At 70.4% G+C, this 24,013-nt stretch carries 17 protein-coding genes and 1 tRNA gene; 5 read left to right on the top strand and 13 right to left on the bottom strand.

The genetic code is table 11. The features are described 5' to 3' along the window. Nucleotides 1-84 precede the first annotated feature (84 nt). A complete protein-coding gene (locus G3I54_RS05445) occupies nucleotides 85-2,193 on the top strand; it encodes a TerD family protein (protein ID WP_164611816.1) in 2,109 nt (702 codons plus the stop codon). A gap of 251 nt (nucleotides 2,194-2,444) precedes the next feature. Here G3I54_RS05445 and G3I54_RS05450 read toward each other — a convergent pair. The 3 genes from G3I54_RS05450 to G3I54_RS05460 form a co-directional block, all read right to left on the bottom strand. Continuing rightward, nucleotides 2,445-2,517, bottom strand: a tRNA-His gene (locus G3I54_RS05450). A gap of 120 nt (nucleotides 2,518-2,637) precedes the next feature. Beyond that, nucleotides 2,638-3,243: an oligoribonuclease gene (gene orn, locus G3I54_RS05455; protein WP_164611679.1), complete on the bottom strand. Its 606-nt coding sequence runs from the start codon at nucleotides 3,241-3,243 to the stop codon at nucleotides 2,638-2,640. Between the two features lie 10 nt (nucleotides 3,244-3,253). Next, nucleotides 3,254-4,471 (bottom strand): helix-turn-helix domain-containing protein, encoded by a 1,218-nt coding sequence (locus G3I54_RS05460; RefSeq protein WP_164611681.1) that lies wholly within the window; start codon nucleotides 4,469-4,471, stop codon nucleotides 3,254-3,256. Between the two features lie 1,026 nt (nucleotides 4,472-5,497). On the opposite strand from G3I54_RS05460, the gene G3I54_RS05465 reads away from it, so the two are divergent. Next, the gene (locus G3I54_RS05465) at nucleotides 5,498-6,019 is read left to right on the top strand and encodes a universal stress protein (protein ID WP_164611683.1); all 522 of its coding nucleotides are present in this window, start codon (nucleotides 5,498-5,500) and stop codon (nucleotides 6,017-6,019) included. Nucleotides 6,020-6,161: 142 nt separating this feature from the next. Here the strand turns inward: G3I54_RS05465 and glmS are convergent, their stop codons facing one another. From glmS to G3I54_RS05515, 10 genes are all read right to left on the bottom strand, one after another. Continuing rightward, nucleotides 6,162-7,991 carry a glutamine--fructose-6-phosphate transaminase (isomerizing) gene (gene glmS, locus G3I54_RS05470; protein ID WP_164611685.1) on the bottom strand — a complete coding sequence of 610 codons (1,830 nt, stop codon included), beginning with the start codon at nucleotides 7,989-7,991 and terminating at the stop codon, nucleotides 6,162-6,164. Between the two features lie 75 nt (nucleotides 7,992-8,066). Continuing rightward, on the bottom strand, nucleotides 8,067-8,342 hold the full coding sequence (locus G3I54_RS05475; protein ID WP_003968990.1) for a hypothetical protein: 276 nt from the start codon (nucleotides 8,340-8,342) through the stop codon (nucleotides 8,067-8,069). 86 nt (nucleotides 8,343-8,428) lie between these two features. Then, nucleotides 8,429-9,310 (bottom strand): DUF4429 domain-containing protein, encoded by an 882-nt coding sequence (locus G3I54_RS05480; RefSeq protein ID WP_164611687.1) that lies wholly within the window; start codon nucleotides 9,308-9,310, stop codon nucleotides 8,429-8,431. A gap of 120 nt (nucleotides 9,311-9,430) precedes the next feature. After that, on the bottom strand, nucleotides 9,431-11,209 hold the full coding sequence (locus tag G3I54_RS05485) for an IucA/IucC family siderophore biosynthesis protein (protein ID WP_164611689.1): 1,779 nt from the start codon (nucleotides 11,207-11,209) through the stop codon (nucleotides 9,431-9,433). Then, nucleotides 11,206-11,775, bottom strand: a complete 570-nt coding sequence (locus tag G3I54_RS05490; protein WP_164611691.1) for a GNAT family N-acetyltransferase — start codon at nucleotides 11,773-11,775, stop codon at nucleotides 11,206-11,208. The genes G3I54_RS05485 and G3I54_RS05490 overlap by 4 nt, the downstream gene beginning before the upstream one ends. Further along, a complete protein-coding gene (locus G3I54_RS05495; RefSeq protein ID WP_164611693.1) occupies nucleotides 11,772-13,049 on the bottom strand; it encodes a lysine N(6)-hydroxylase/L-ornithine N(5)-oxygenase family protein in 1,278 nt (425 codons plus the stop codon). The genes G3I54_RS05490 and G3I54_RS05495 overlap by 4 nt, the downstream gene beginning before the upstream one ends. Beyond that, nucleotides 13,033-14,481 carry an aspartate aminotransferase family protein gene (locus G3I54_RS05500; protein ID WP_164611695.1) on the bottom strand — a complete coding sequence of 483 codons (1,449 nt, stop codon included), beginning with the start codon at nucleotides 14,479-14,481 and terminating at the stop codon, nucleotides 13,033-13,035. The genes G3I54_RS05495 and G3I54_RS05500 overlap by 17 nt, the downstream gene beginning before the upstream one ends. Nucleotides 14,482-14,638: 157 nt before the next feature. Next, on the bottom strand, nucleotides 14,639-15,553 hold the full coding sequence (locus G3I54_RS05505; protein ID WP_164611697.1) for a siderophore-interacting protein: 915 nt from the start codon (nucleotides 15,551-15,553) through the stop codon (nucleotides 14,639-14,641). Nucleotides 15,554-15,678: 125 nt separating this feature from the next. Continuing rightward, nucleotides 15,679-16,338 (bottom strand): GNAT family N-acetyltransferase, encoded by a 660-nt coding sequence (locus tag G3I54_RS05510; RefSeq protein WP_164611699.1) that lies wholly within the window; start codon nucleotides 16,336-16,338, stop codon nucleotides 15,679-15,681. A 142-nt stretch (nucleotides 16,339-16,480) separates the two neighbouring features. Continuing rightward, entirely contained in the window at nucleotides 16,481-17,929 is a 1,449-nt protein-coding gene (locus tag G3I54_RS05515) for an MFS transporter (RefSeq protein WP_239144242.1), read from the bottom strand. Between the two features lie 273 nt (nucleotides 17,930-18,202). Here G3I54_RS05515 and G3I54_RS05520 point away from each other — a divergent pair, with 273 nt between their 5' ends. The 3 genes from G3I54_RS05520 to G3I54_RS05530 all read left to right on the top strand — a co-directional run bounded on the left by G3I54_RS05520 (nucleotide 18,203) and on the right by G3I54_RS05530 (nucleotide 23,828). Then, nucleotides 18,203-18,649: a helix-turn-helix domain-containing protein gene (locus G3I54_RS05520; RefSeq protein ID WP_164611701.1), complete on the top strand. Its 447-nt coding sequence runs from the start codon at nucleotides 18,203-18,205 to the stop codon at nucleotides 18,647-18,649. A 53-nt stretch (nucleotides 18,650-18,702) separates the two neighbouring features. Next, nucleotides 18,703-19,245: a DUF1707 domain-containing protein gene (locus G3I54_RS05525; protein ID WP_343240275.1), complete on the top strand. Its 543-nt coding sequence runs from the start codon at nucleotides 18,703-18,705 to the stop codon at nucleotides 19,243-19,245. A gap of 227 nt (nucleotides 19,246-19,472) precedes the next feature. Continuing rightward, nucleotides 19,473-23,828, top strand: a complete 4,356-nt coding sequence (locus tag G3I54_RS05530) for a GH92 family glycosyl hydrolase (RefSeq protein WP_164611702.1) — start codon at nucleotides 19,473-19,475, stop codon at nucleotides 23,826-23,828. The last annotated feature ends 185 nt before the right edge of the window (nucleotides 23,829-24,013 follow it).

Here is a 24,013-nt window from a genome sequence, read left to right on the forward strand (position 1 = left end):
TGTGTGACGCACCACACACGTCACACGGTGGGCTGCCAGGGTGCGTTCCGGGCGGCTGTGCATCTGGGGGGCCTCGTGCACGAGATGGTCAAGGGCGCCAACGTCGGTCTTGCGACGCTGAGCGAGGATGTCGGCTCTGTGGTGGTCAGCCTGGGGTGGAGCAGCACCACGGGCGAGGGCGACGCCGATGTCTCCGTACTTCTGCTCGACGGCGACGGCAAGGTCCGCAGCGACGTCGACTTCTGCTTCTACAACAACCCCGTGGCCGGCAACGGAAGCGTGCAGCTGCTGGGCAAGACGCCCACGGCCGACGGCAGCGAGGACCGGATCAGCTTCGATCTGGACGCCGTTCCGCAGGAGATCGAGAAGGTGGTCGTCGCCGCCAGCCGCTACGCAGGCTCCCGCTTCGGCGAACTGGACGACCTCCGGCTCACCCTCGCGGACAGCGCGGGCGACGGCCTGGTCCGGTTCGCCGTGGAAGGGGCCGACGAGGTCAGCGCGGTGATCTTCGGTGAGCTGTACCGGCGCTCGGGGGAGTGGAAGTTCCGCGCCGTCGGCCAGGGCTACGCTTCGGGGCTCGCGGGGCTGGCCACCGACTACGGCGTCGACATCGACGACGACGCGGCGGAGGAATCGCCGGGAGCGGTGGCGGACCAGGAACCGGAACCGGAGGCGCATGGGCCGGTGGTTCCGGAGCCGTCCGCCGCCGCCGGGCCGGACGCACCGGAGCCGCCCGCGGTGGTTCCCGCCCAGAGCCGGGGCGCCGGGTCCGCGGCCACGGCTGCCGCCCCGGCGACGACCCCGGCCGCACCGCAGGCTTCCGCCGCACCGCGGGCTTCCGCCGTACCGGAGCCCGTCGACCCCGACCCCGCCCCCGTACCGAAGCCCGCTCGCCGCCCCCGTACGGCGAAGAAGAAGGTCACGCTTCCCCGTACGGCCAAGAAGAGCCTCGCCGACAACGAGTCGTGGCGCTCCGCCCGGCTGTTCCCCGTGTCGGCGCTCAAGAGCGACCGTGAGCGCGAGACGCGGGCCACCTCCGTCGTGCTGTCCGTGATGGCCCAGGTGCCGGAGTTCGGCCGCCGTCTCACCGCCGGATTCGGCGCACCGGCGGGCCGGATGGAGACGTACACCGAAGTGACCCTGCCGCACGGGGAGTCGCCGCGCCGCCCGGACGGGGTGGTCCGGGTCGAGCGGGCGGGCAAGCTGTGGACCGCGCTCGTCGAGACCAAGACCAACGGGAACGCGCTCAAGCCCGACCAGGTGCAGGCGTACATGGACATCGCCGCCCGGCGCGGGTACGAGGCCGTGATCACCCTGTCCAACGACGTCGCGCTCGAAGGCAGTCCGCTCGTCGACGTGCGGATCGACCGGCGGCGCAAGCACAAGGTCGCGCTCTGGCACCTGTCCTGGGCGGAGGTCGTGCACCAGGCGCAGATGCTGATCCGCCACGAGGGGGTCGGCAACGCCGCGCACGCCTGGCTGCTCCAGGAGCTCCTCCTGTACCTCCAGCACGAGAACTCCGGCTGCCACGGCTTCCAGAACATGGGCGCGGCCTGGGTGCCCGTACGCCGGGGCATCGACGACGAGACCCTGTGCCAGGGCGACGCCCGGGCCCTGGAGGTCATCGAGAACTGGGAGCGGCTGGTGCGGCAGGTCTGCCTGCGGCTGGGCGGTGAGCTGGGGCAGAAGGTCCTGCCGGTCCAGCGCGCGCGGCGCGGCTCCGACCCGGGCACCCGCCGTGCCGAGCTGGCCGACCACCTCTGCGAGCAGGGCAGGCTGAACGCCGAGATCCGCATCGAGGGCACCCCGGGCGTCCTGGCCATCACTGCCGATCTGCGCACCGCCAAGCTCCGTACGTCCATCGAGGTCCCCGCCGAGGAGACGGGCTACCCCCTCACCCGGGCGAAGCGGCTGGTCCGGCGGCTCGCCGAGGCCCCTGCCGACCTGCACATCGAGACGCTCGTCGACGGCCAGGGCCCCGGCCCCCGCGGCACCCTGGAGCGGCTGCGCCCGGAGCCCGCCGACCTCCTCCCGAAGGACGGGGCGCAGATCACCGGCTTCCGGCTCTCCTTGTTCAAGGGCATGGGCAACGGCCGGGGAAGCGCCGAGACCGGCTTCATCCGCAGTGTCGACGAGGCCGTGGACCGCTTCCACGCCCAGGTCGTCGCCCATGTGGAGGCGCCGACGGTCTGACCCGGGGCCCCGAACGACCGGACGGCGGCCGTTCGGGGCCTTTCGCCGCCGTCTTCGTTGGTATGGACATGACCATGATTCCGGCCCTAGCCTCATTCTTGGTCTAGACCAAGTGCGACGAGTCGTCGACGGTCCGGCCACCGGTCCATCTGTCCGCACGCTCCACCCCTCACAGTGGATCGCCTGACCGCCTGATGGGGAAGCGCGTACGAAGAAGGGCCCCGGTCCGAAGACCGGGGCCCTTCCTTCAGGGTGAGTAACGGGACTTGAACCCGCGACATCCTGGACCACAACCAGGTGCTCTGCCAGCTGAGCTATACCCACCATGTCGCCCGGTCGTTTCCGACCGGCCGAGAAAAAGTGTACAGGGTCCGGGAGGGTGCTCGCGCCCCCGTTTTCCGGGGCCGGTCCACGGGCGCTCTCACGCCCGTGACCAGCGGGTTCCTACGGTGCGGCCGGAGCAGCCAGACGCGCCGCGATCTCCTTGGCGCGCTCGGAGTCCGGGCCGGGCTGCGGTACGAAGACCGCCTCCCGGTAGTAGCGGAGCTCCGTGATGGAGTCACGGATGTCCGCCAGCGCCCGGTGGTTGCCGTTCTTGGCCGGGCTGTTGAAATACGCCCGGGGGTACCAGCGCCGGGCCAGCTCCTTGACCGAGGACACGTCCACGATCCGGTAGTGGAGGTAGCCCTCCAGCTCCCGCATGTCCCGCGCCAGGAACCCGCGGTCGGTACCGACCGAGTTTCCGCAGAGCGGGGCCTTGCCGGGCTCCTTCACATGCTCGCGGACGTAGGCCAGGACCTGCTCCTCGGCGTCCGCCAGGGTGGTGCCCCCGGCCAGCTCGTCGAGCAGGCCCGAGGCGGTGTGCATCTGCCGCACCACCTCGGGCATGGTCTCCAGGGCCGCGTCCGGCGGGCGGATCACGATGTCCACCCCTTCGCCGAGCACGTTCAGCTCCGAGTCGGTGACCAGGGCGGCCACCTCGATGAGTGCGTCGTCCGTCAACGAGAGCCCGGTCATCTCGCAGTCGATCCACACCATGCGGTCGTTCATGAGCCCCACCCTACGGGGCACTCCGCTGTCCCGGCAGGGCCGGGCGTCCGGGAACGTACGCGTCAGGACCCGGCAGGGAGTGCTCCCCGGGCCCCACCGACGCCGCCACGGCGACCGGTGCGGAGGACACGGGCGAGCTCCGGCGTCCGGACGGCGGCCCCTGGCTGGGCACCATCGTCTCGACCACCGTCGCGGCACTCTCCGCCACCCCCTGCGGACGACGGGCCCGATAGGCGGCCCGGTACGCGGCGGGGGAGGAGCCGAGCTGGCGGCGGAAGTGCCCGCGCAGCGCGACCGGGGAGCGGAAGCCGCAGCGGCCGGCGACCTCGTCGACCGAGTAGTCGGAGGTCTCCAGCAGCCTCTGTGCCTGAAGCACCCGCTGGGTGATCAGCCACTGGAGCGGTGCGCTGCCGGTGAGCGAGCGGAACCTGCGGTCGAAGGTCCTCCTGCTCATATAGGCGCGCGCCGCGAGCGTCTCCACGTCGAACTGCTCGTGCAGATGCTCCAGGGCCCAGGCCACGACCTCGGCGAGCGGGTCGGACCCGATCTCCTCCGGTAAAGACCTGTCCAGGTAGCGCTCCTGCCCGCCACTGCGCCGCGGCGGCACGACGAGCCGGCGGGCGAGTGCCCCGGCGGCTTCCGTGCCGTGGTCGGTGCGGACTATATGGAGGCAGAGATCGATACCCGCCGCCGTGCCGGCGGAGGTGAGCACATCGCCGTCGTCCACGAACAGCTCGCGCGGATCGACGTGCACCGACGGATAGCGCTTGGCCAGCGTCGGTGCGTACATCCAGTGCGTGGTGGCCGGCCGGCCGTCCAGCAGGCCGGCGGCCGCGAGCACGAAGGCTCCCGTGCACAGACCGACGATGCGGGCGCCCTCCTCATGGGCGCGCCGCAGCGCGTCCAGTGCCTCGGCGGGCGGTGGCGAGGTGATCGACCGCCAGGCGGGCACCACCACGGTGCCGGCCCTGCTGATCGCCTCCAGGCCGTACGGCGCGGTGAGTTCGAGCCCACCGGTCGTGCGCAACGGTCCTTCCTCGCCGCCGCAGACCAGCAGGCGGTAGCGGGGAACTCCCGCGTCCTGCCGGTCGATTCCGAAAACGGAGAGCGGGATGGAGCTCTCGAAGATAGGGCCGCCGCTGAACAGCAGCACGGCAACGACTTCCCGGCGTCGCCGCCCGGTCAGCTTGCGTGCGGCCTCCGTCGCGGCGGCGGAGTCCTGAGTCATGACGCTAAGCCCCCCTCGGTGTTCGCGTCTCCCTGGTCCTTACGGGCCTGTCGCTCCTGCACGTTTCCCCTCGGTGTCGCACGTGTCCCCAGTCTCCGATTTCCAAGATCGAATCTACTGCGTCGCGTGGTCCCGCCGTGACACCTTCCCCCACCAGCTCAATGTCGATAAGGAAACGTGGCGTGAAGCGTTCGATCACGAAGCGTTTCACTCGCGAAGCGCACAGGGAAGTGCCCTTCGACAACGTGGCCCGTCCGCGTCGGGTGAAAGCGTACCGCGCGGTCCGTTCCTGCCTGGTGGGCGGTGGGGTCTCCGGCCATCCGGCGAAGAGTTGGGCACTCGGGCGAAGTTGGCTGAAAACTATCGGTTGTGTGTGCTGTATCCGGTCACGCCCGGCGCACAACCGCCCTATGCCAGCCGCGCCGGTGCGCTCCCCAATCCTCGTGAACCATGGCGCGTTCGGACTGCCGGGGCAGGGTGGAGCGGGCCCTCGCGACGTGGGCGGGGCCGAGGTCGCACAGTGCCGCATTACCGACCGATGTGCCGTGAAACACGAGAACCGCGGGTGCCGGCGGGCGGTCGCCGGCACCGTCCGGACCCCGTCGCAGGCCGGTCCGCACGCCACCGCCGGGCTCGTCCCGTACGGAGGCCGCTTCGAGTGTGGAGCGGAGTCACTCCTCGGGGTGACGGCTCGGCGGCGGCGTGGCCAACGGAGACCGGGTGCGGGCGTCGGAGGGCGGCGCGACAGGGGGCCGGAGGCCGTCCTGAAAAACAGGACGGCCGACGGTGTTCCACCCCTCCGAGGCCCGTGTACGACACAACCGGCATTGCCATCCCGGACAGCCTCGGGCATGCTCCCTCCAGCGTCGCGCACGCTTTTGCGGGGGTCTGGGCGGTGCAGGTATGACGCCGTACCCTTGGGGGTATGGGGTTGGGAAGATGATTCCCGGACAGAGCTTCACCACCTGCTGATGCACCTCTCGAAACCGTTCCCTCCTCACGAGGACTCTCTTCGCCGAGACACCGATGGCCGGTCACGAAATCCCTGAACCCAAAGACCGCAAGCCGGTAGCCGACCCCGGGTCGGAGCCGCGGACGGTCGAAGAAGCACGCCATGCGTGCGATCCCGCCTTCTGGCACGGAGTCGTGGTCGGTTTCGACGGCTCCATGTCGAGTGAGCGGGCTCTCGCCTACGCCATCGGCATGGCCGGACGCTCCGGCTCCGGCCTGATCATCGTCCATGTAGCCAACCGGCTGCCGACCACGGTCTGGGCGGGCTGCGAGCCCCCCGTCTTCGTCGACGTCCCCGATCACCGCACCGAGGTCCTCGGCCTGGAACTGGCCTGCGCGGACTATCTCTCCGAGGTGCCCTGGGTGCTGGTCGAGCGCGGCGGCGACATCTGCCACGAGCTGGAGGAGGTCGGCCGGGAGTACGCCGCCGACGCCATCGTCGTCGGCTCCACGCACGGCATCGTCGGCCGGATCTTCGGATCGGTGGCCGGCCGCCTCGCCCGCCGCGCGCAGCGCCCCGTCATCGTCATTCCCTGATCGGTCCCGGGCCCCGGCGGTCGGACCGACCCGAGCGGGCCCGAGCGATCCGAGGGGCCGCCAGGAAGCCCCGTAGCAGCACGCGTTGGGCCCCGTACCGTCTCCGTGACGGGTACGGGGCCCAACGTCTGCGCGCCGCCGTCTACTCGACCGTCACGGACTTCGCCAGGTTGCGCGGCTTGTCGATGTCGCGGCCCATCGCGAGGGCCGTGTGGTACGCGAACAGCTGGAGCGGGATGCCCATGAGGATCGGGTCCAGCTCGTTCTCGTTCTTCGGTACGACGATGGTGTGGTCGGCCTTCTCCTGAACCTGGTGGGCGACGGCGAGGATACGGCCGCTGCGGGCCTTGATCTCCTCCATCGCGGCGCGGTTCTTCTCCAGCAGATCGTCGTCCGGCACGATCGCCACGGTCGGCATCGCGGGCTCGATCAGCGCGAGCGGGCCGTGCTTCAGCTCGGAGGCGGGGTAGGCCTCGGCGTGGATGTACGAGACCTCCTTCAGCTTCAGCGAGGCCTCGCGGGCCACCGGATAGCCGCGCACCCGGCCGATGAACATCATCGACTTGGCGTCCGCGTACTCCGCCGCGAGCCGCTTGATCTCGTCCTCGCCCGCCAGGATCTCGCTGATCTGCTCCGGCAGCCGGCGCAGCCCGTCGATGATCCGCTTGCCGTCCGCGACCGACAGGTCACGGATCCGGCCCAGGTGCAGCGCGAGCAGCGCGAAGGCGACCACGGTGTTGGTGAAGCACTTGGTGGAGACCACGCAGACCTCCGGGCCCGCGTGGACGTACGTACCGCCGTCGGCCTCGCGGGCGATGGCGGAGCCGACCACGTTGACCACGCCGAGGACGCGGGCGCCCTTGCGCTTCAGCTCCTGGACGGCGGCCAGCACGTCGTACGTCTCGCCCGACTGGGAGACCGCGACGTACAGGGTGTCGGGGTCCACGACCGGGTTGCGGTAGCGGAACTCGGAGGCCGGCTCGGCGTCGGCGGGGATCCGGGCGAGCTCCTCGATCAGCTGGGCGCCGATCTGGCCCGCGTGGTACGAGGTGCCGCAGCCGAGGATCTTGATCCGGCGGACCCCGCGCGCCTCACGGGCGTCCAGGTTGAGGCCGCCCAGGTGCACGGTGGAGAACCGGTCGTCGATCCGGCCGCGCAGCACGCGGTCCACGGCGTCGGCCTGCTCGGAGATCTCCTTGTGCATGTACGTGTCGTGGCCGCCCATGTCGTACGACTCGGCCTCCCACTCCACGGTGGTCGGCGTGGCCGTCGTGGTCGAGCCCTCCGTGGTGTACGTACGGAAGTCGTCGGCCTTCAGGGTGGCCATCTCGCCGTCGTCGAGCGTGACGACCTGGCGGGTGTGGGCGACCAGGGCGGCGACGTCGGAGGCGACGAACATCTCCTTCTCGCCGATGCCGAGGACGACCGGGGAGCCGTTGCGGGCGACCACGATGCGGTCGTTGAAGTCGGCGTGCAGCACGGCGATGCCGTAGGTGCCCTCGACGTGGCGCAGCGCCTCGCGGACCTTCTCCTCCAGGGTCTCGGCCTGGGCGCGGGCGATCAGGTGGGTGAGGACCTCGGTGTCGGTCTCCGAGAGGAAGACGATGCCGTCGGCGGTGAGCTTGGCGCGCAGCTCGGAGGCGTTGTCGATGATCCCGTTGTGGACGACGGCGACCTTGTTCTCCGCGTCCAGGTGCGGGTGGGCGTTCTCGTCGCTGGGGGCGCCGTGGGTGGCCCAGCGGGTGTGCGCGATGCCGGTGGTCCCGGCGAACCGCTTGGGGACCTTGGCCTCGAGCTCGCGGACCCGGCCCTTGGCCTTGACCATCTTCAGCGTGCCCGGCTTGCCCGCCGCGGCCTTGCTCGTGATGACGATGCCCGCGGAGTCGTAGCCCCGGTACTCCAGCCGCTGCAGGCCTTCCAGCAGCAGTGGAGCGACGTCACGCTTCCCGATGTATCCGACGATCCCGCACATGGATTCTCTGCCCCTCCATCGACGTACACGTATCTGCATGCGTTGCGGCGCCCCGCGCACGGGCGCCCGGCTCGCTCAGCCGTAGACGATGCGGCGCAGCTGGCGGAGCGAGAGCTCCGGCGGCGCCACGGCGCGGTGCGGCAGCTCGGCCGCGATCCGCTCGAAGATCTCCGTGTTGACCAGGCCGCCGGACTGCAGTTCGCGGTGGCGGCGCCGGACGAAGTCGTCGGTGCTCTCGTCGAAGTACGCCAGCACGTCGAGGATCACCCGGGCCGCCTCGCCGCGCTGGAGCGCGGTGGAGCGTACGAGGTGATCGATGAGGTCGTCGTGCGACGAGCGGCGTTCAAGCACGCGTCGATATTGCTTGCCGGGGCGCGCTTATGCAAGAAATCTGCCCGATATCGGGCAGGGGGGTCGGGTAAAGCCCCCGGATCGCCTCACATGCTGCGCAGAACGGCCTGCTTCGCGGTGCTGAACTCCTCGTCGGTGAGGACCCCGGCGCGGTGCAGCTCGCCCAGCTCCCGCAGCCGCCGCAGCAGCGCGTCGTGGTCGCCCGCGGGCGGGGCGACGGGCTCGGCGGCCTTGGCCAGGGCCGGGGGCGCCTGTGGGGCGTCCTGCGCCGCACGGGCCCCGGGCAGCCGCATCAGCACCGCCGCCGCGACCACCACCGCGGTGTACTCCTTCTTCGAGATCCCCCACAGGTCCAGGGAGTACGTGTCGTACTTCGGCGGCGCGGAGGAGGGGCCCTCCGCTGGCTCGAAGCGCAGATAGCCGTTCTCCAGCCCGATCGAGGGCAGCCAGCGCACGCCCGCGATCCGCGACAGCGGGAAGGACGTCGGACCGGCCGAGGTCTTGGACTCCTCGGCCTTCCAGTTCCAGGTCAGCCGGACGGTCTCGCCGTCGAAGGAGGCCGTGCCGTCGCCGCCCCCGCCGGAGACCGGCAGGGTGGGGCCGGGCAGCAGGAACCGGTCCACGGGGCCGTCCGGCACCTGCTCGATCAGCAGCGCGTTGCGCACCTCGTCGACGAAGTACTCCGCGACCCCCGTGCGGTCCTTCTCCACGGTCAGGGCGTACGGGTCGGCGCCGTCCTTCAGCCGCCCGTCGGCGGCCCGCAGCACCGGGCAGGCGCCGCCGCGCAGCCTCAGCCGCAGCCGCCCGCCCTTGCGGTCCGGCTCGAAGGAGATGCCCGCCACCGCCTCCAGGGGCACGGCCGTCTCACCCAGCGCCTGCCGGACCGGGTGCGCCTTTCCTCCCGGCACGATGCGCACGGTGTCGCCGTCGAACGTCCACGTTCCGTCCCGCTGGATGATTTCTGCCATGGCCGCGATTCTGCCAGTCCGCCGCGCGGCCCACGGAGCGAGGAGAAGAAGGCGAGCGCCCGAGGGACCGTCCTCAGGCGCTCACCGGTCGCAGGGCCGCCGCGATCGGGCGGCCGGGGCTCAGAACCCGGCGATCGGGTTCTTCAGGCGCCCCACCAACTGGAGCGCACCGGCAGGGTCGTTGAGATCGACCATCTGCTGGTTGTCGCGCAGCTGGAGGCGGTTGAGGCAGGAGAGCGCGAACTCCGCCTCGAACAGGTCGTACTGCTTGAACTTGTCCGCGAGATACGGCACCGACTCCTGGTAGTCGCGTACGCACGCGGCGACCGTCCGCCAGAAGGTGTCCTCGTCCAGGACGCCCTCGGTGGCCAGGCCCGCGCCCAGGAAGCGGAAGAAGCAGTCGAAGACGTCGGTGAAGACCGACAGCAGCTTCATGTCCTCGGGGACCTCGGCCCGGATCCGCTCGACCTGCGGCGGCAGCACCGCGTCCGGGTCCATCACCGCGATCTCCTCGGCGATGTCCTTGAAGATCGTCCGGGTGACGACCCCGTCCTCCACGACCAGGATCACGTTCTCGCCGTGCGGCATGTAGACCAGGTCGTAGGCGTAGAAGCTGTGCAGCACCGGCACCAGATAGGCGTCCAGGTAGTGCCGCAGCCAGGCCTGCGGGTCCAGGCCCGACTCGGCGATCAGCGCCCCGGCCACCGAGCCGCCCTCGTGGTCGGTGTGGAGCAGGGAGGCCATCGTCGCGACCCGCTCGCCCGGCTGGAGGCCCGGCACCGGGCTCTCGCGCCACAGGGCGGCCAGCATCTTCCGGTACGGGGAGCCCTTGGCGGTGGCCGCCTCGTAGGACCGGTGGTGGTAGCCGATCGCGGCCCGCTCCCGGATGATCGAGAACCGGGCCCCGCGCAGCAGGTCGTCGCGCTCGATCAGACCCGCCAGCCAGTCGTTGATCGCCGGCGTGGCCTCCATGTACGCGGCCGAGAGCCCGCGCATGAAGCCCATGTTGAGCACGGACAGCGCCGTTTTGACGTAGTGCTTCTCCGGGTGGTCCGCGTTGAAGAACGTACGGATGGACTGCTGGGCGAGATAGCCGTCCTCGCCCTCGCCGAGCACCACCAGATGCCGCTCGGCCAGCTCTCCGGCGAAGGTGACCGCGAGCTTGTTCCACCACTGCCAGGGGTGGACCGGCAGCAGGAAGTAGTCCTCCGGGTCGAGGCCGAGCCCGCGCAGCGCGCCGTCGAACCGCTCCCGGGTCGCCTCGCTCAGCTCGCTCTTCATCAGGCCGTCGTAGTCGAGACCGGCGCCCGCGGTGAAGGTGGCCCGCTCCCGGCGGGCGGCCAGCCAGACCAGCCGGATCTCCGCGGCGGTCTCGGGGGCGTACGCGCGGTACTCGTCCACGCCGAAGCCGAGCCGCCCGTTGTTGGCGACGAAGCACGGGTGGCCCTCGGTCATCCCGGTCTCGATGGCCTGGAAGCCGGCGGCGACGAGCTGGCGGGAGGTGGCCGGTTCCTTGGTGAGTTTGTAGGCGGTTCCGGCCAGGGTGGAGGAGACCTCCTCCAGATAGACCGGCAGGATCTCCTCGGAGATCCCGAGGGTGTGCCGCATCTCTATGAAGAACTCCAGCGTGTCCAGCGGGAGTTCGGAGCCGTGCCGGTGCCGGGTGATGGTCTCGGCCTCGACCTGCCAGTGGTCCAGGGCGAAGAGGCGCGCGGTGAAACGGTACTCGGTGGAGGCGTCGTCGCTACGGACGGTGAAGCGGTCGTCGCCGATCGGGGTGGGCGCCAGCAGCCGCTCATGGCTGAATTCCGCCAGTGCTTTACGTACCAGCAGTCGGTTTGCGGTGGCCCAGCGCCCCGGGGAGAGGTGGGCGACGCTGTCGCTGAGGGCGGTCGTCATCGGTCGTTACCTCCGGTTGCTGCTTCGAACTGCTCACGGGTGCAGGCGCTGAGCAGTGCGTCCTTCTCCGGTTTGGCGATCTCCCGGAGCACCTCGAAGCCGACGGCCTTGTTGAGGGCCTGGACGGCGCTGTTGGTCACGTCGGGCTCGACGACGACCCGGCGCACCGACGGGTCGGCGAACAGGAAATCCATCACGGCGGTGATCACGGCCCGGGTGAAGCCGTGCACCGGGGTGTCGGTGGGGGCGACGAGGAAGTGCATCCCGACGTCGCCGGGCTCCGCCTCGTACAGCCCTTTGAGCTCGACCTCGGTGGGGTCGTAGCGCTCGATCAGGAAGGCGGGCTCGCCGTCGTGCAGCCCGATGAACGCGTCGTGGTGCGGGTGGGCGGCGATGTTCCGGTACTCCCGTTCCACGTCCGGGAGTTCGGCGTCGCCCATCAGCCAGAACGCGGCCTTGGGGTGGGTCACCCAGCCGTGCACCAGAGCGGCGTCGGCGGCGGGATCCAGCGGCCGGACGGTGAACGTGCCGATGGTGCCGGAAGGGTGTTTGTCGGGGCGGCTCATACGGCGAACTCCTGGAAGGCGATGGACTTCTCGACCGGGTAGTACTCACGGCCGAGCAGTTCGCCGATGATGTACGCGTTGCGGTAGGCGCCCATACCGAGGTCGGGCGAGGTGATCGAGTGGGTGTGCACCGAGGCGTTCTGGAGGAAGACCCCGCGCCCGGTGGTGTCGATGCTGTAGTTGCGGGCCACGTCGAAGCGGCCCCGGCTGTCGTGGCGCAGCCGGCCGGCGATCGGCGCGAGGAAGGCGGGCGCCTCGTAGCGGTAGCCGGTGGCGAGGATCAGGCCCTCGGTGGTGAGCTCGTAGTCCTTGCCCTGCTCCTCCTGGCGCAGACCGAGGCTGTACGCCCCGCCCTCCTCGTCGTAACGGGCGCTGACGAGAGCCGAGTTGGTCAGTAGCCGGGTGGGCGCGGGCCCGGCGAGGTTCTTCTGGTAGAGCAGGTCGAAGATCGCGTCGATCAGCTCCCCGTCGATGCCCTTGAACAGCCCCTTCTGCCCGGTCTCCAGCCGGTAGCGGGTCTCCTCGGGCAGCGCGTGGAAGTAGTCGATGTACTCCGGGGAGGTCATCTCCAGCGTCAGCTTGGTGTACTCCAGCGGGAAGAACCGCGGGGAGCGGGTGACCCAGTTGAGCCGGTAGCTGTAGGTGTCGATCTCGGAGAGCAGGTCGTAGTAGATCTCCGCCGCGCTCTGCCCGCTGCCGACCAGGGTGATCGACTTCTTCTTCTGGAGCTCGGCCTTGCCTTCCAGATAACGGGAGTTGTGCAGGAAGTCGCCGCCGAGTCCTTGGCAGGCGTCCGGGATGTGCGGCGGCGTTCCGGTGCCGAGGACCAGATGCCGGGACCGGAACGCCTCACCGGAGGCGGTGGTCACGGTGTAGAGCCCGGAGCCTTCGTCGTACGTCACCGACTCGACGGTCTCGTCGAACCGGATGCTGCTCAGTTTCGCGGCGGCCCACCGGCAGTAGTCGTTGTACTCGGTGCGCAGCGGGTAGAAGTTCTCCCGGATGTAGAAGGAGTAGAGCCTGCCGCGCTCTTTCAGATAGTTGAGGAACGAGTACGGCGAGGTCGGGTCGGCCATGGTGACCAGGTCCGACATGAACGGCGTCTGGAGATGGGCCCCTTCGAGGAACATTCCGGCGTGCCACTCGAAGTCCGGCTTGGACTCCAGGAAGACGCCGTTGAGTTCGTCGATCGGCTCGGTCAGACAGGCGAGGCCGAGGTTGAACGGGCCGAGCCCGATCCCGATGAAGTCGTGGGGGTCAGGAAGCGCGGTCAAGGGAGTCTCCCAGGTACTTCTCGGCGTGGCCGGAGATCAGGTCGAGGACCGCGGCGATGTCGGCCACGGTCGTTTCGGGGTTGAGCAGGGTGAACTTCAGGTACTGCCGCTCGCCCACCTTGGTGCCCGCGACGATCGCCTCGCCTGAGGCGAACAGCGCCTTGCGGGCGTAGAGGTTGGCGCGGTCGATCTCGCCCGGGGAGGTGACACCGGACGGGATGTAGCGGAAGACGAGCGTGGAGAGCTGCGGTTCGACGACCACGTCGAAGCGCGGATCGGCGGCGAGCAGCTGCCAGCCCTCGGCGGCCAGGTCGCAGACCTCGTCGAACAGCTCGCCGATCCCGTCCGCGCCCATGACGCGCAGCGTCATCCACAGCTTCAGCGCGTCGAACCGGCGGGTCGTCTGGAGGGACTTGTCGACCTGGTTGGGTATCCGCTCCTCGGCCATCCGGCGCGGGTTCAGATACTCCGCGTGGTACGTGGCGTGGCGCAGGGTGGCCCGGTCGCGGACCAGCACGGCCGACGAACTGACGGGCTGGAAGAAGGACTTGTGGTAGTCCACGGTGACCGAGTCGGCGTGCGCGATGCCTTCGAGGAGGCCGCCGCGCTCACGGGAGGCGAGCAGCCCGCAGCCGTACGCGGCGTCCACATGCATCCAGACGGCGAACTGCTCGCAGAGCGCGGCGATCTCGGGCAGCGGGTCGATGGATCCGAAGTCCGTGGTGCCGGCGGTGGCGACGACGGCCATCGGCACGGCTCCTTCGGCGACGCAACTCTCCAGCGCGCGGGCGAGGGCCACGGTCTGCATGCGCTTGTCGCGGTCGACGGGCACGGAGACGACCGCGTCCGGGCCGAGGCCGAGGAGTTTGGCGGACTTCTGCACGCTGAAGTGGCTGCACTCGGAGGTGAAGATCCGCAGCCGGGTGAAGTGCTCCGGCCGGGTCTTCGCCTCCTCCCGCGCCAGCAGCAGGGCCTGGAGGTTGGACTGCGTACCGCCGCTGGTGAAGATCCCGTCGGCGGCCGGGCCGAGCCCGATCCGCTCGGTGGTCCAGTCGATCAGCCGGCGCTCGATGAGGGTGCCGCCCGCGCTCTGGTCCCAGGTGTCCAGGGAGGAGTTGATCGCGGAGAGCACGGCCTCGCCGAGCACGGCGGGTATGACGACCGGGCAGTTGAGGTGCCCGAGATAGCGGGGGTGGTGGAAGTAGACGGCGTCGCGGAGGTAGACCTCGCCGAGCTCGTCCAGGGCGGCGGCGGCGTCGCCCAGCGGCCGGTCGAGGTCGATCGCGTCGACGACGGGGGAGAGCTCGTCGACACCGACCCCGCTGAAGGGGCGCTCGGTGGTGGCGAGAGTGGCCGCTACCCGTTCCACTCCTGCGGAGACGGTGCTCCGATAGTGCTCCGCAGTCGTGTTGTTGAGCAGGTGCGCACGCATAAAAGGGTCCTCCCGGGTGAGGGGAACTTCATCGCGACCCTCCGGGCAGGAAGGGGGGACGAGGGCGCGATGCCGAAGTAAGGTGAGCCTAACCTAACTCGGAATCGGTCATTCCTCTCGCCCCCTGGGAGTGGGCGGCTTGTCCGCTTTACCGCCCCTATCTCGCCACTTGACCCTCGTGTTCCTCTTCCGGACGATCCGGGGCCTCGCTTCCGGCGGTCCTCGCCACGGCTGCCGCCTCCCGCGACTGCTCCTCGCTCAGCCCGCGCCGCCAGTACTCCGTGCAGGTCACCCGCCCCCGCTCGAAGCCCCGCTCCCGGACCAGATGGTGGTGCAGCGCCCGCACCCCGGACGCCTCGCCCGCGATCCACGCGTACGGGGTGCCCCCGGGCAACTCGGCGGCGCGCACGGCCTCCACGCCACGGGCCGCCCCTTCGCTCCGGACCAGCCAGCTGATCCGGGCCTTCGCCGCGGTGTTCAGCGCCTGCCGGTCCTCGGTGCACGGAATCTCCAGCCAGACCCGGGCCGGCAGCCCCGCGGGCAGCCACTCCAGCGCGGCGGCCGCGGCGGGCAGGGCGGTCTCGTCGGCCCGGATCAGTACCCAGTCGGTGTCGGCCGGCGGTCGGAAACGTACGGCGGTGTTGTCCGCCGCCGTGGGCCCCAGTACCTTGAGCCGGTCGCCGGGCGCGGCCGCCCGCGCCCAGCGGGAGGCGGGTCCGCCGTCACCGTGCAGCACGAAGTCGAGATCCACCTCGGTCGAACCGTCGGCCCGCAGCCGCTGGGCCCGTACGGCGTACGTACGCATCACCGCCCGCTCGCCTTCGGGCAGCGCCCGCCACCTCTCGTGCCAGCTTCCGCTGCCGCCCGTCGGGACCACGGCCTCGTCCTGCCCCGGGCGGGGCAGGAGGACCGACAGGCTCTGATCGCGGCCCCCGCCGCTGAAGCCCTCGATTCCCGGGCCGCCGAGCGTGATCCGCAGGATGGAGGGGCCCAGCCGCCTGGTCCGCAGAACGGCCAGGTCGAAGAGCCGGAACGGGGCGACTTCGGGGGCGGTGGCGGTCGTCGACGTCAACGGGAGCTCCTCCGGGACGGGCCGGAGAGGCGGGCGGACGGGCCCGGCTTCCGGCTGGGGCGATCCGAAGGAAGGTTAGCCTAACCTTGCTTCAAAAGGGGGGTGGGCTGCCGACGAGCCGCCCTTCAGGCCCCGAACTCCGCCCGGCAGGCGTCGAGCCCTTCCACGGTCACCGCCACACTCCGGTGCGCCTCCCACCGGGCCCGGTCCAGCCGCAACCGCCGAAGCGTGACGGCGGTCCCGCGCACGACGTCCGTCTCCAGGCCGTCGTCCGCGTATCCGAGCCGTCGCGAGACCCCGAGCGAACGCGGGTTGTCGGTCATGGCGGCGGAGACGGCGTACCGCGCGCCGAGCCCGGCGAACGCCAGGTGGAGGGCGGCGGCGCGCATCTCCGTACCCAACCCCCGCCCCTGGTACGGGAGTCCGAGCCACGATCCGGTCTCCGCCTGCCGCCGCACACCGAAGCCGCGCCCCATCAGATCCTGCCGCCCGACGACCTTCCCCTCGTGCAGGACGGCCAGGCTCAGCGTCCAGTCGTCCACCGACCAGCCGGCCACGGTCCCCAGCACATGCTGGAACACCGCCCGCCCCACGGCGTCGGGCGTCCCGTCGGTCCACGCCACGTTGAACGGCATACGCTCCGGATCGTGCACCCCGGCGGCCGCCACCGAGGCCAGCTCGTCGAGGAGTTCGAGCCCGGGCGGGCGCAGTTCGAGGCGCGGGGTGCGGAGGCGAAGCCCGTAGAGGGGCCAGTGCCGGGGGGTGGTGATCTCTCTGTGGTCCATGACGGGACTCTGCCGGACGTGGGGGAGGGGCGTCGACCGAATAGTCGGCGGCACACGGCGGCACACGGCGGCGCGGGGGTACGCCCGGGCGAACCCGGCCGTACCCCCGCGCCCTGCGCGTTCAGGTCCTGCCTCCGCGCGTTCAGGCCCCGACCCCGGCGGGCTGCTCGACCTCGCCGACGTCGGCCGAGGTGCTGCCCGGAGTCGTCGCCCGCCGGGTGCGCAGCCCGAACGCGCTGACGGCGGCGGCGATCAGGGCGGCGGCCAGCGGGACGACCAGGGCCGCCCGGTAGCCGTCGAGAAGGGCGGCGGGCGAACTCCCGTCCGTGGCGGCGATGTTGACGGCGGCCACCGCGGACAGCCCCAGCGCGGCCCCGAACTGGAAGGACGTGTAGAGCAGCCCGCCCGCCACACCCTGCTCCTCCTCGGCGATGCCGTCGGTGGCCGTGATGGTGAGCGGACCGTAGACCAGCGAGAAGGCGACACCCAGGAGGAGCAGGCCCGGGAACATGGCCGCGTACGTCCAGTCCGCGGCGATCGGCAGGAACAGCGCGTACGACAGCGACGCGACGAGCAGCCCGCCGAAGATGACCCGGGCGTTGCCGAACCGGGCCACCAGCTTCGGGGTGAGCAGCGGAGAGAGGACCGCGTCCACGCCGATGACGATCAGCGCGAAGCTGGTCCGGAGGGACGACCAGCCGCGCAGTTCCTGGAGGTAGAGCACGGCGATGAACTGGAAGCCGAAGAACCCCGCGGCGAACAGCAGCCCCGACACATTGGCGCGGACCAGCGCCCCGCTGCGAAAGATGCCCAGGCGCACCAGCGGCGAGGACGAGGCGCGCTCGATGAGGACGAACGCGAGGAAGAGGAGCAGAGCCGCGCCGATCGTGCCGACGGTCCAGCCGGCAGAGGTGTGCGTGGCCCGCTCGACGCCGAAGACGAGGAGCAGGATTCCGGCGGTGACGGTGACCGCTCCGGCCAGGTCGACGCCCTGGCCGGTGCGGTCGAGGCCCTTGCCGGTGCGGTCAGGGCGGGGCGAGGCGGGGATCAGCGTGAGTGCGGCGAGCAGGATGCCGAAGGAGAGGATGACCGGCGCGAAGAACACCCAGCGCCAGTCGATGGCGGAGAGCAGCCCGCCGACGACCAGACCGATGGAGAAGCCGCCCGCGGCGGTGCCCGCGTAGACGAGCAGGGCTTTGTTGCGCTGCGGCCCTTCGGGGAAGCCGGTGGTGATGATCGACAGGCCGGCCGGGGTCATGAAGGCCGCGGCGACCCCGGTGACGAAGCGGGCGGTGATCAGCATCCAGCCCTCGGTGGCCAGCCCGCCCAGTCCGGAGAAGAGCAGGAACACCACGAGCCAGAGGACGAACATCCGGCGGCGGCCGAACAGATCGGCAGCCCGCCCGCCCAGCAGCATGAAACCGCCGTAGCCCAGGACGTACGCGCTCATCACCCACTGGAGCGTGCCGGTGGACAGGTCCAGATCCTCGCGGATCGCGGGCAGGGCCACGTTGAGCATGGCCACATCGATGCCTTCGAGGAAGATCGCGCCGCACAGGACGAGCAGCACACCCCAGGCGCGCCCGGTCATGCGGTCACTGCTCGATCTCGAAGGGGGCGGTGATGAGGACACGGGACTTCTCCTTGTACGCGGACGGAACGGGCATGGTGAAGCGGGCATGGCGAAGCGAGCACGGTGAAGCGGGCGCGGCGAAGCGGGCACAGCGAACAGCCGCCAACGGCGGTCAGGTGGAACGGGGTTCGCGCGCCATAGCCTCAAGCAGCGCGAAACATCGGTGAGTTACCGGATTGCCGGTCGGTTCCCTCTTGTAACCACTCGAAGCTTGCGGCACCGTGGGGCGGTATGGAAGAAGGCACTTTGAAGTCACCGAGTCACTGCGCCGATACCGCCGCCGGTCCGGACTACGACATCAGCCAGTGGGACGTCCGCGAGGGCTGCGAGGTACGGCAGATCCTCGACCGCGTCGCGGACAAGTGGTCGCTCCTCGCCATCGCCCACCTGGAGCGCCGCACCCTGCGCTTCTCCGAGTTGCGCCGGCTGATCGAGGGCATCAGCCAGCGCATGCTGACGGTGACCCTGCGCCAGCTCGAACGCGACGGCCTGGTGCGGCGTACGGTCTACCCCGTCGTCCCGCCGCGCGTGGAGTACGAGCTGACGGAGCTGGGCGCGACCCTGCACACGACGATCAGGTCGCTGGTCGACTGGACCGAGAGCCACCAGCAGGAGATCGCGAAGGCGCGCGCCGACTACGACAGCCGTCAGGAGGCCGGGGCGGCGTCGGTCTCCTGAGATCGCACGGCAGCGCCATGTCCGTCCGGCCGCCGCCGCATTAGGGTGAAGTGGTGACCTCACTTCGGCGAAGCGACTCGACGCGCGTGGGCGAGGACGACCGCGAGAGCGCGGTGCGGCGCGTGCGGGAGGCGTACGCCGAGGAGCGCATCTCGCACGAGGAGATGGACGATTGCCTGGGCCAGGTGCTCGCCGCCACGACCCACGGCGAACTCGCGGCGGCCCTGGACCCGCTCCCGGCGGAGGACCCGGGCACCACGTCGACGATCGCCGCCGCCGGTGGACGGATCACGCGGCGCGGAGCCTGGCGGGTGCCCAGGGTCCTCAAGGTCGAGTCCGCCTTCGGGCGGGTGCGCCTGGATCTGTCGCGGGCGATCGTCGAACACCCGGTCGTCGACATCGAGTTGAGCCTCGGCACCGGCAACGCGAACATCACGGTGCCGCGCGACGCGATCGTCGAGGTCGAGGGCCTGCACACCGGGTGGAAGGACCTGCGCTACAAGCCCCGGCAGCCGAGCGGCCCGGGTGCGCCGCGCTTCCGCTTCTCGGGGGCGATGGGATATGGGCGGCTGAAGATCCGCCACGCCTGGCGCTGAGGCGTCCGGGCCGGATGGAGCCGAGGCCTTGGGGCGCGCGGCGCGAGAGATCGCGGGAAACGGCCTGTTGGCCAGGTCTTCCCATAACGGCCCTCTCCGGGAAAACTGTGCCGAGCACTGTGGTGCACGCGCCCGAACGGGAGTTGGACAACGTTGTCATCACTGTCCGCCTCCCGGCCCGGAGCGCACGCTTCTGCCTGCTTCCGTCGCCCCCGAGAGGACCGCTCATGCGGGAACCCACCGCCGCCGCACACCCGCCGCCCCGGCCGAGACGGGGGCGGCTGCGCGCCGTCGCCGTGGCCGCGCTGACGTCGGGCGCGCTCGTCGCCGGCCTGGCCCCGGCGACCGCCACGGCCGCCACCGCCACGGACGTCACCCCGCGCGCCTCGGCCATCAGCCCGTACGACGCCGTCGACCCGTTCATCGGCACGGAGCTGGACCCGAAGCAGAACAAGGGCAACAGCGCGTACGGCAACACCTGGCCGGGCGCGACGACCCCGTTCGGCATGGTCCAGTCGAGCCCGACCACGTACCGCTCCTCGGACGGCGACCAGAAGGGCGGATACGAGTACAGCGCCGACAAGATCCGCGGCTTCGGGATGACGCGGCTCTCCGGCACCGGCTGCGAAGGCCGGTTCAGCGCCTTCGACTTCCCGGTCCTGCCGTACACGGGCGAGCTCGACGAGGGCGCGCTGCCGACCAGCCCCGGCACGAAGATCGACCCGTACTACCTGGACTTCGACCACCGCGACGAGACGGCGGCCCCCGGCCACTACACGGTCGGCCTCGGCAACGGCGTGGAGACGGAACTGACCGCGACCACCCGAACTGCCGTCAACCGGTACGAGTTCCCGGCCCGCAAGGACTCTTCCACCCTCATTCTGGACGTCGCCGGGTCCAACAACCGGGTCTTCGACAGCGAGGTCACGGTCGAGGGCCGTACGGTCAGCGGCTGGGTCGAGACGGCGTCGGTGTGCGACGAGGGCGGCCGCTACCGCGCCTACTTCTCCTCGACCTTCGACCGCGCGTTCACCTCGTACGGCACCTGGCAGGGCGGCGAGGTCACCCCGGGCGCGGCGAGCGCACGCGGCGGTGAGGCCAAGCACGGCTCGGGCGCATACCTCGTCTTCCCGAAGGGCGCGACGGTCACCGCGCGGACCGGGCTGAGCTACGTCAGCGTGGCGAACGCGGCGCGCAACGCCGAGGAGGAGACCGGCGGCCGGACCTTCGACCAGGTGCGGAAGGCGACCGCGAAGGTCTGGAAGGACACGCTGGGCACGGTCGAGGCCACCGGCGGTACGAAGTCGGAGCGGGTGAAGTTCTACACGGCGCTCTACCACTCCCTTCTCCACCCGAACGTCTCCGACGACGTGAACGGCCAGTACCCGGGCCACGACGGCAAGGTGCGCAAGGTGGCGGCCGGCCGGCACCACTACGTCACCTACGCGGGCTGGGACATGTACCGGGGCCAGGCGCAGCTCATCGCGCTGCTCTTCCCGAAGGTCGGCTCGGACATCAACCAGTCCTTGGTGGACCTGGTGAAGCAGACGGGCGCGTGGCCCAACTGGCCGCATCTGAACCAGTCGCAGCAGAAGATGAGCGGCGACTCGCTCCAGGTGGTGCTGTCGTCGATCGACGCGTTCGGCAGCGTGGACTACGACCGCAGGGCGGCGCTCGCGTCGATGCGGAAGACGCAGTCGCTCCCCGCCGACACGACGAAGCGGGCGCACGCGCAGCAGTACTTCAGCGCCGGTTTCATCGACAACGGCAAGGGCGACTCGGCGACGTCGAAGACGCTCGAATACGCCATCGACGACTTCGCGATAGCCCAACTGGCGGACCGGCTGGGCGAGAAGACGACCCACGACCGGTTCATGACGCGTGCGCAGAACTGGCAGAACCTGCTGGACCCGGAGACGGACCGGATCCGCCCGCGCGGCCGCAACGGCTTCGACCGGAGCTTCAACCTCGGTGAGCGCGGCAACCAGTTCGAGCAGGCGACGGGCTACCAGTACGGCTGGATGGTCCCGCAGAACATCGGCACGCTGATCGAGAAGCGAGGCGGCATCGAGGCCGTCACCCGTGACCTCGACGAGCACACCAAGGCCCTGGACGCGGGCGTCTACAACACCACGGGCGCCTACCTCTCCAACCAGCCGAGCTTCTCGATGCCGTACGTCTACAACTGGCTTCGGCAGCCGCACCGGACGTCGGAGGTGCTGCGCCGGGCGACGGACGAGATGTACGGCACGACGCCCTCGGGCCTGCCGGGCAACGACGACCTGGGCTCGCTCAGCTCCTGGTACGTGTGGGCGAACCTCGGGATGAACCCGACGGTGTACGGCACGGCGAATCTGGTGCTCAGCTCGCCGATGTTCGACAAGGTCACGATCGACAGCGCGGACAGCGACCGCCGGATCACGATCAAGGCGGCGGGCGCGGCGGCCGACAAGCCGTATGTGACCGGCCTGAAGGTCAACGGAAAGTCCACGACGAAGTCCTGGCTGAACGAGGACTTCGCCCGGTCGGGCGGCGTACTGACCTTCACGATGGGGGAGACCCCGAAGACCTGGGGCACGGCTGCGGCCGACGTACCGCCCTCGTACACGGAGGGCTCGGACACCCGCAACAACATCGGCTCGACCCCCGACGGGCAGGGCGGGCTGGGCTCGCTCGACCTCAGCGACAACTCCCTCTCCCGCGAGAAGCTGGCGGCGGCGGGCGCGGCACCGGGCGCGAAGCTGCCGCTGGGCGACACCGGGGTCACCTTCACCTGGCCGAAGGTCAAGGCGGCCCTGCCGGACAACTGGATCCCGCACGGCCAGCGCGTGGACCTCGCGGGCCGGAACGGCCAGGGCGTCAAGGCGACGGGCATCTCCTTCCTCGGCCTGGCGACGAACGGCCCCTCGCAGGGCCTGGCGACGGTGGAGTACGAGGACGGCTCGACGCAGAACGTGGCGGTGCAGTTCACGGACTGGACGCCCGGCACCAACTACCTCTACGGCAACGTTCCGTTGGTGGCCACGGAGGGCCGCAACAAGGTGAACGGCACGTCGGACACGACGCGCACGGTGGTCTTCGGCACGGTCCCGCAGGTGCTGGACGGCAAGAAGCGGGTACGTGCGGTGACCCTGCCCCAGGGCACGGACCGCGGCATCATGCACATCTTCGACGTGGCCCTGACGACCAACCCGGACCTGGAAGCGCCGGGCGTGCTCCCGGAACGCATAGTCCTCACCCCGACCACCACGCCGTCCACCTCCCAGGCGGTGACGTGGCGGACGGGCAGCGGCACGACGCAGGGCGAGGTCCAGTACCGCGAGAAGGGCTCCGACGCGGCCTGGCGCAAGGCGAAGGCGACGACGAACGAAGAGCTGCTGAGCAACGGAGTCCCGACGCGCACGCACTCGGCGGTGATGGCGGGCCTGAAGCCGGGCACGCCGTACGAGTACCGGGTGGGCACGGGTGACAAGCTGAGCGACCGCTACACCTTCACCTCCGCCGGAAAGCCGGGCGAGGAGTTCACGTTCCTCTACTTCGGCGACGCCCAGAACGACCTGAAGGCGAAGTGGGCCCCGGTCGTCGACCAGGCGTACAAGCGCTTCCCGAAGGCGATCGGCAGCGTCAACGCGGGCGACCTGGTGGACTCGGGCGGCAACGACGGCCTGTGGGACGAGTGGCTCGGCGCGATGAACGGCCACAGCCAGACGACCAACGTGATCGCGGCGCCGGGGAACCACGAGTACAACGCGGACCTGTTCCTGAAGACGTGGAAGTCCACGTTCGCGTACCCGGCCAACGGCCCCACGGCCGTACCGGCGAAGGACGAGACACCGGCGGAACGCCAACGAGCGGCCTACGAAGCCCACATGGCGAAGTCGATCGTGGAGACGGCGTACTACACGGACTACCAGAACGTCCGCTTCATCACCCTCAACGCGAGCACGCACGACGCGCGCGAGCTGATGACCCCGCCGAACCTCCCGTCCTGCTCGGTCGACTGCCCGGACCCGCAGAAGCTGTGGCTGGACCTCCAGGCCCGCTGGCTGGACCACATCCTGGCGAACAACCCCAACAAGTGGTCGGTGGCCACCTTCCACCAGCCGGTCTTCTCGGCGGCGGTGGGCCGTGACGAGAAGCCGATCCGCGACGCCTGGCTGCCGGTCTTCCAGCGCAACGACATCGACCTGGTCCTGATGGGCCACGACCACGTCTACGCCCGCGGCTATGTGAACGCGGACGCGACGGACACGCCGGGCGTGACGACGGGCCCGGTCTACGCGGTCGCCATGGCCGGCCCCAAGTACTACGAACTGTCCCCGGCCGACGACAACGTCTGGACCCGCAACGGCGCGACCCAGGTGGCCCGCGCGGCGCACACGTCGACGTTCCAGGGCATCACGGTCACGAAGAACACGATCCGGTACGAGGCGGTCATCGGCGCCAAGTGGGACGACAGGTCGACGACGGACAAGGAGGTGGGGGAAACCCTGGACGCGTTCACGATCACGAAGAACGACGCCGGCGCGAAGTACGTGACGGAGGACGGGGTGGCGGTGCCGGGGGTCATCGGGACCCGGTAGAGCGGTAGTTGATCCAGGGTGTGGCCTCGCCGTTGGTGTCGTCGGCGGGGCCACACCGCTGTGCGTCCGGGTGCGGCTTCGTTCCGGTGCGTCGTTGCGGGGGTGGCGAAGGGGCGGGTTGTGCGCCCGCAAACCCCATCCGTAGGGTGGTGAGCTGATCCGATCAGCTGATCCACGGGGGGAAT

It is taken from the genome of Streptomyces sp. SID14515 (genome assembly GCF_010548505.1).
Lineage (GTDB): Bacteria > Actinomycetota > Actinomycetes > Streptomycetales > Streptomycetaceae > Streptomyces > Streptomyces caviscabies.

What these genes read in the sequence shown, in the direction of transcription:
- G3I54_RS05515 (WP_239144242.1), bottom strand. Translation starts at nt 17,929, where the DNA reads ATGACCGGGCGCGCCTGGGGTGTGCTGCTCGTCCTGTGCGGCGCGATC.
- G3I54_RS05520 (WP_164611701.1), top strand. Translation starts at nt 18,203, where the DNA reads ATGGAAGAAGGCACTTTGAAGTCACCGAGTCACTGCGCCGATACCGCC.
- G3I54_RS05465 (WP_164611683.1), top strand. Translation starts at nt 5,498, where the DNA reads ATGGCCGGTCACGAAATCCCTGAACCCAAAGACCGCAAGCCGGTAGCC.
- G3I54_RS05480 (WP_164611687.1), bottom strand. Translation starts at nt 9,310, where the DNA reads ATGGCAGAAATCATCCAGCGGGACGGAACGTGGACGTTCGACGGCGAC.
- glmS (WP_164611685.1), bottom strand. Translation starts at nt 7,991, where the DNA reads ATGTGCGGGATCGTCGGATACATCGGGAAGCGTGACGTCGCTCCACTG.
- G3I54_RS05485 (WP_164611689.1), bottom strand. Translation starts at nt 11,209, where the DNA reads ATGACGACCGCCCTCAGCGACAGCGTCGCCCACCTCTCCCCGGGGCGC.
- G3I54_RS05460 (WP_164611681.1), bottom strand. Translation starts at nt 4,471, where the DNA reads ATGACTCAGGACTCCGCCGCCGCGACGGAGGCCGCACGCAAGCTGACC.
- G3I54_RS05530 (WP_164611702.1), top strand. Translation starts at nt 19,473, where the DNA reads ATGCGGGAACCCACCGCCGCCGCACACCCGCCGCCCCGGCCGAGACGG.
- G3I54_RS05490 (WP_164611691.1), bottom strand. Translation starts at nt 11,775, where the DNA reads ATGAGCCGCCCCGACAAACACCCTTCCGGCACCATCGGCACGTTCACC.
- G3I54_RS05510 (WP_164611699.1), bottom strand. Translation starts at nt 16,338, where the DNA reads ATGGACCACAGAGAGATCACCACCCCCCGGCACTGGCCCCTCTACGGG.
- G3I54_RS05445 (WP_164611816.1), top strand. Translation starts at nt 85, where the DNA reads ATGGTCAAGGGCGCCAACGTCGGTCTTGCGACGCTGAGCGAGGATGTC.
- orn (WP_164611679.1), bottom strand. Translation starts at nt 3,243, where the DNA reads ATGAACGACCGCATGGTGTGGATCGACTGCGAGATGACCGGGCTCTCG.
- G3I54_RS05500 (WP_164611695.1), bottom strand. Translation starts at nt 14,481, where the DNA reads ATGCGTGCGCACCTGCTCAACAACACGACTGCGGAGCACTATCGGAGC.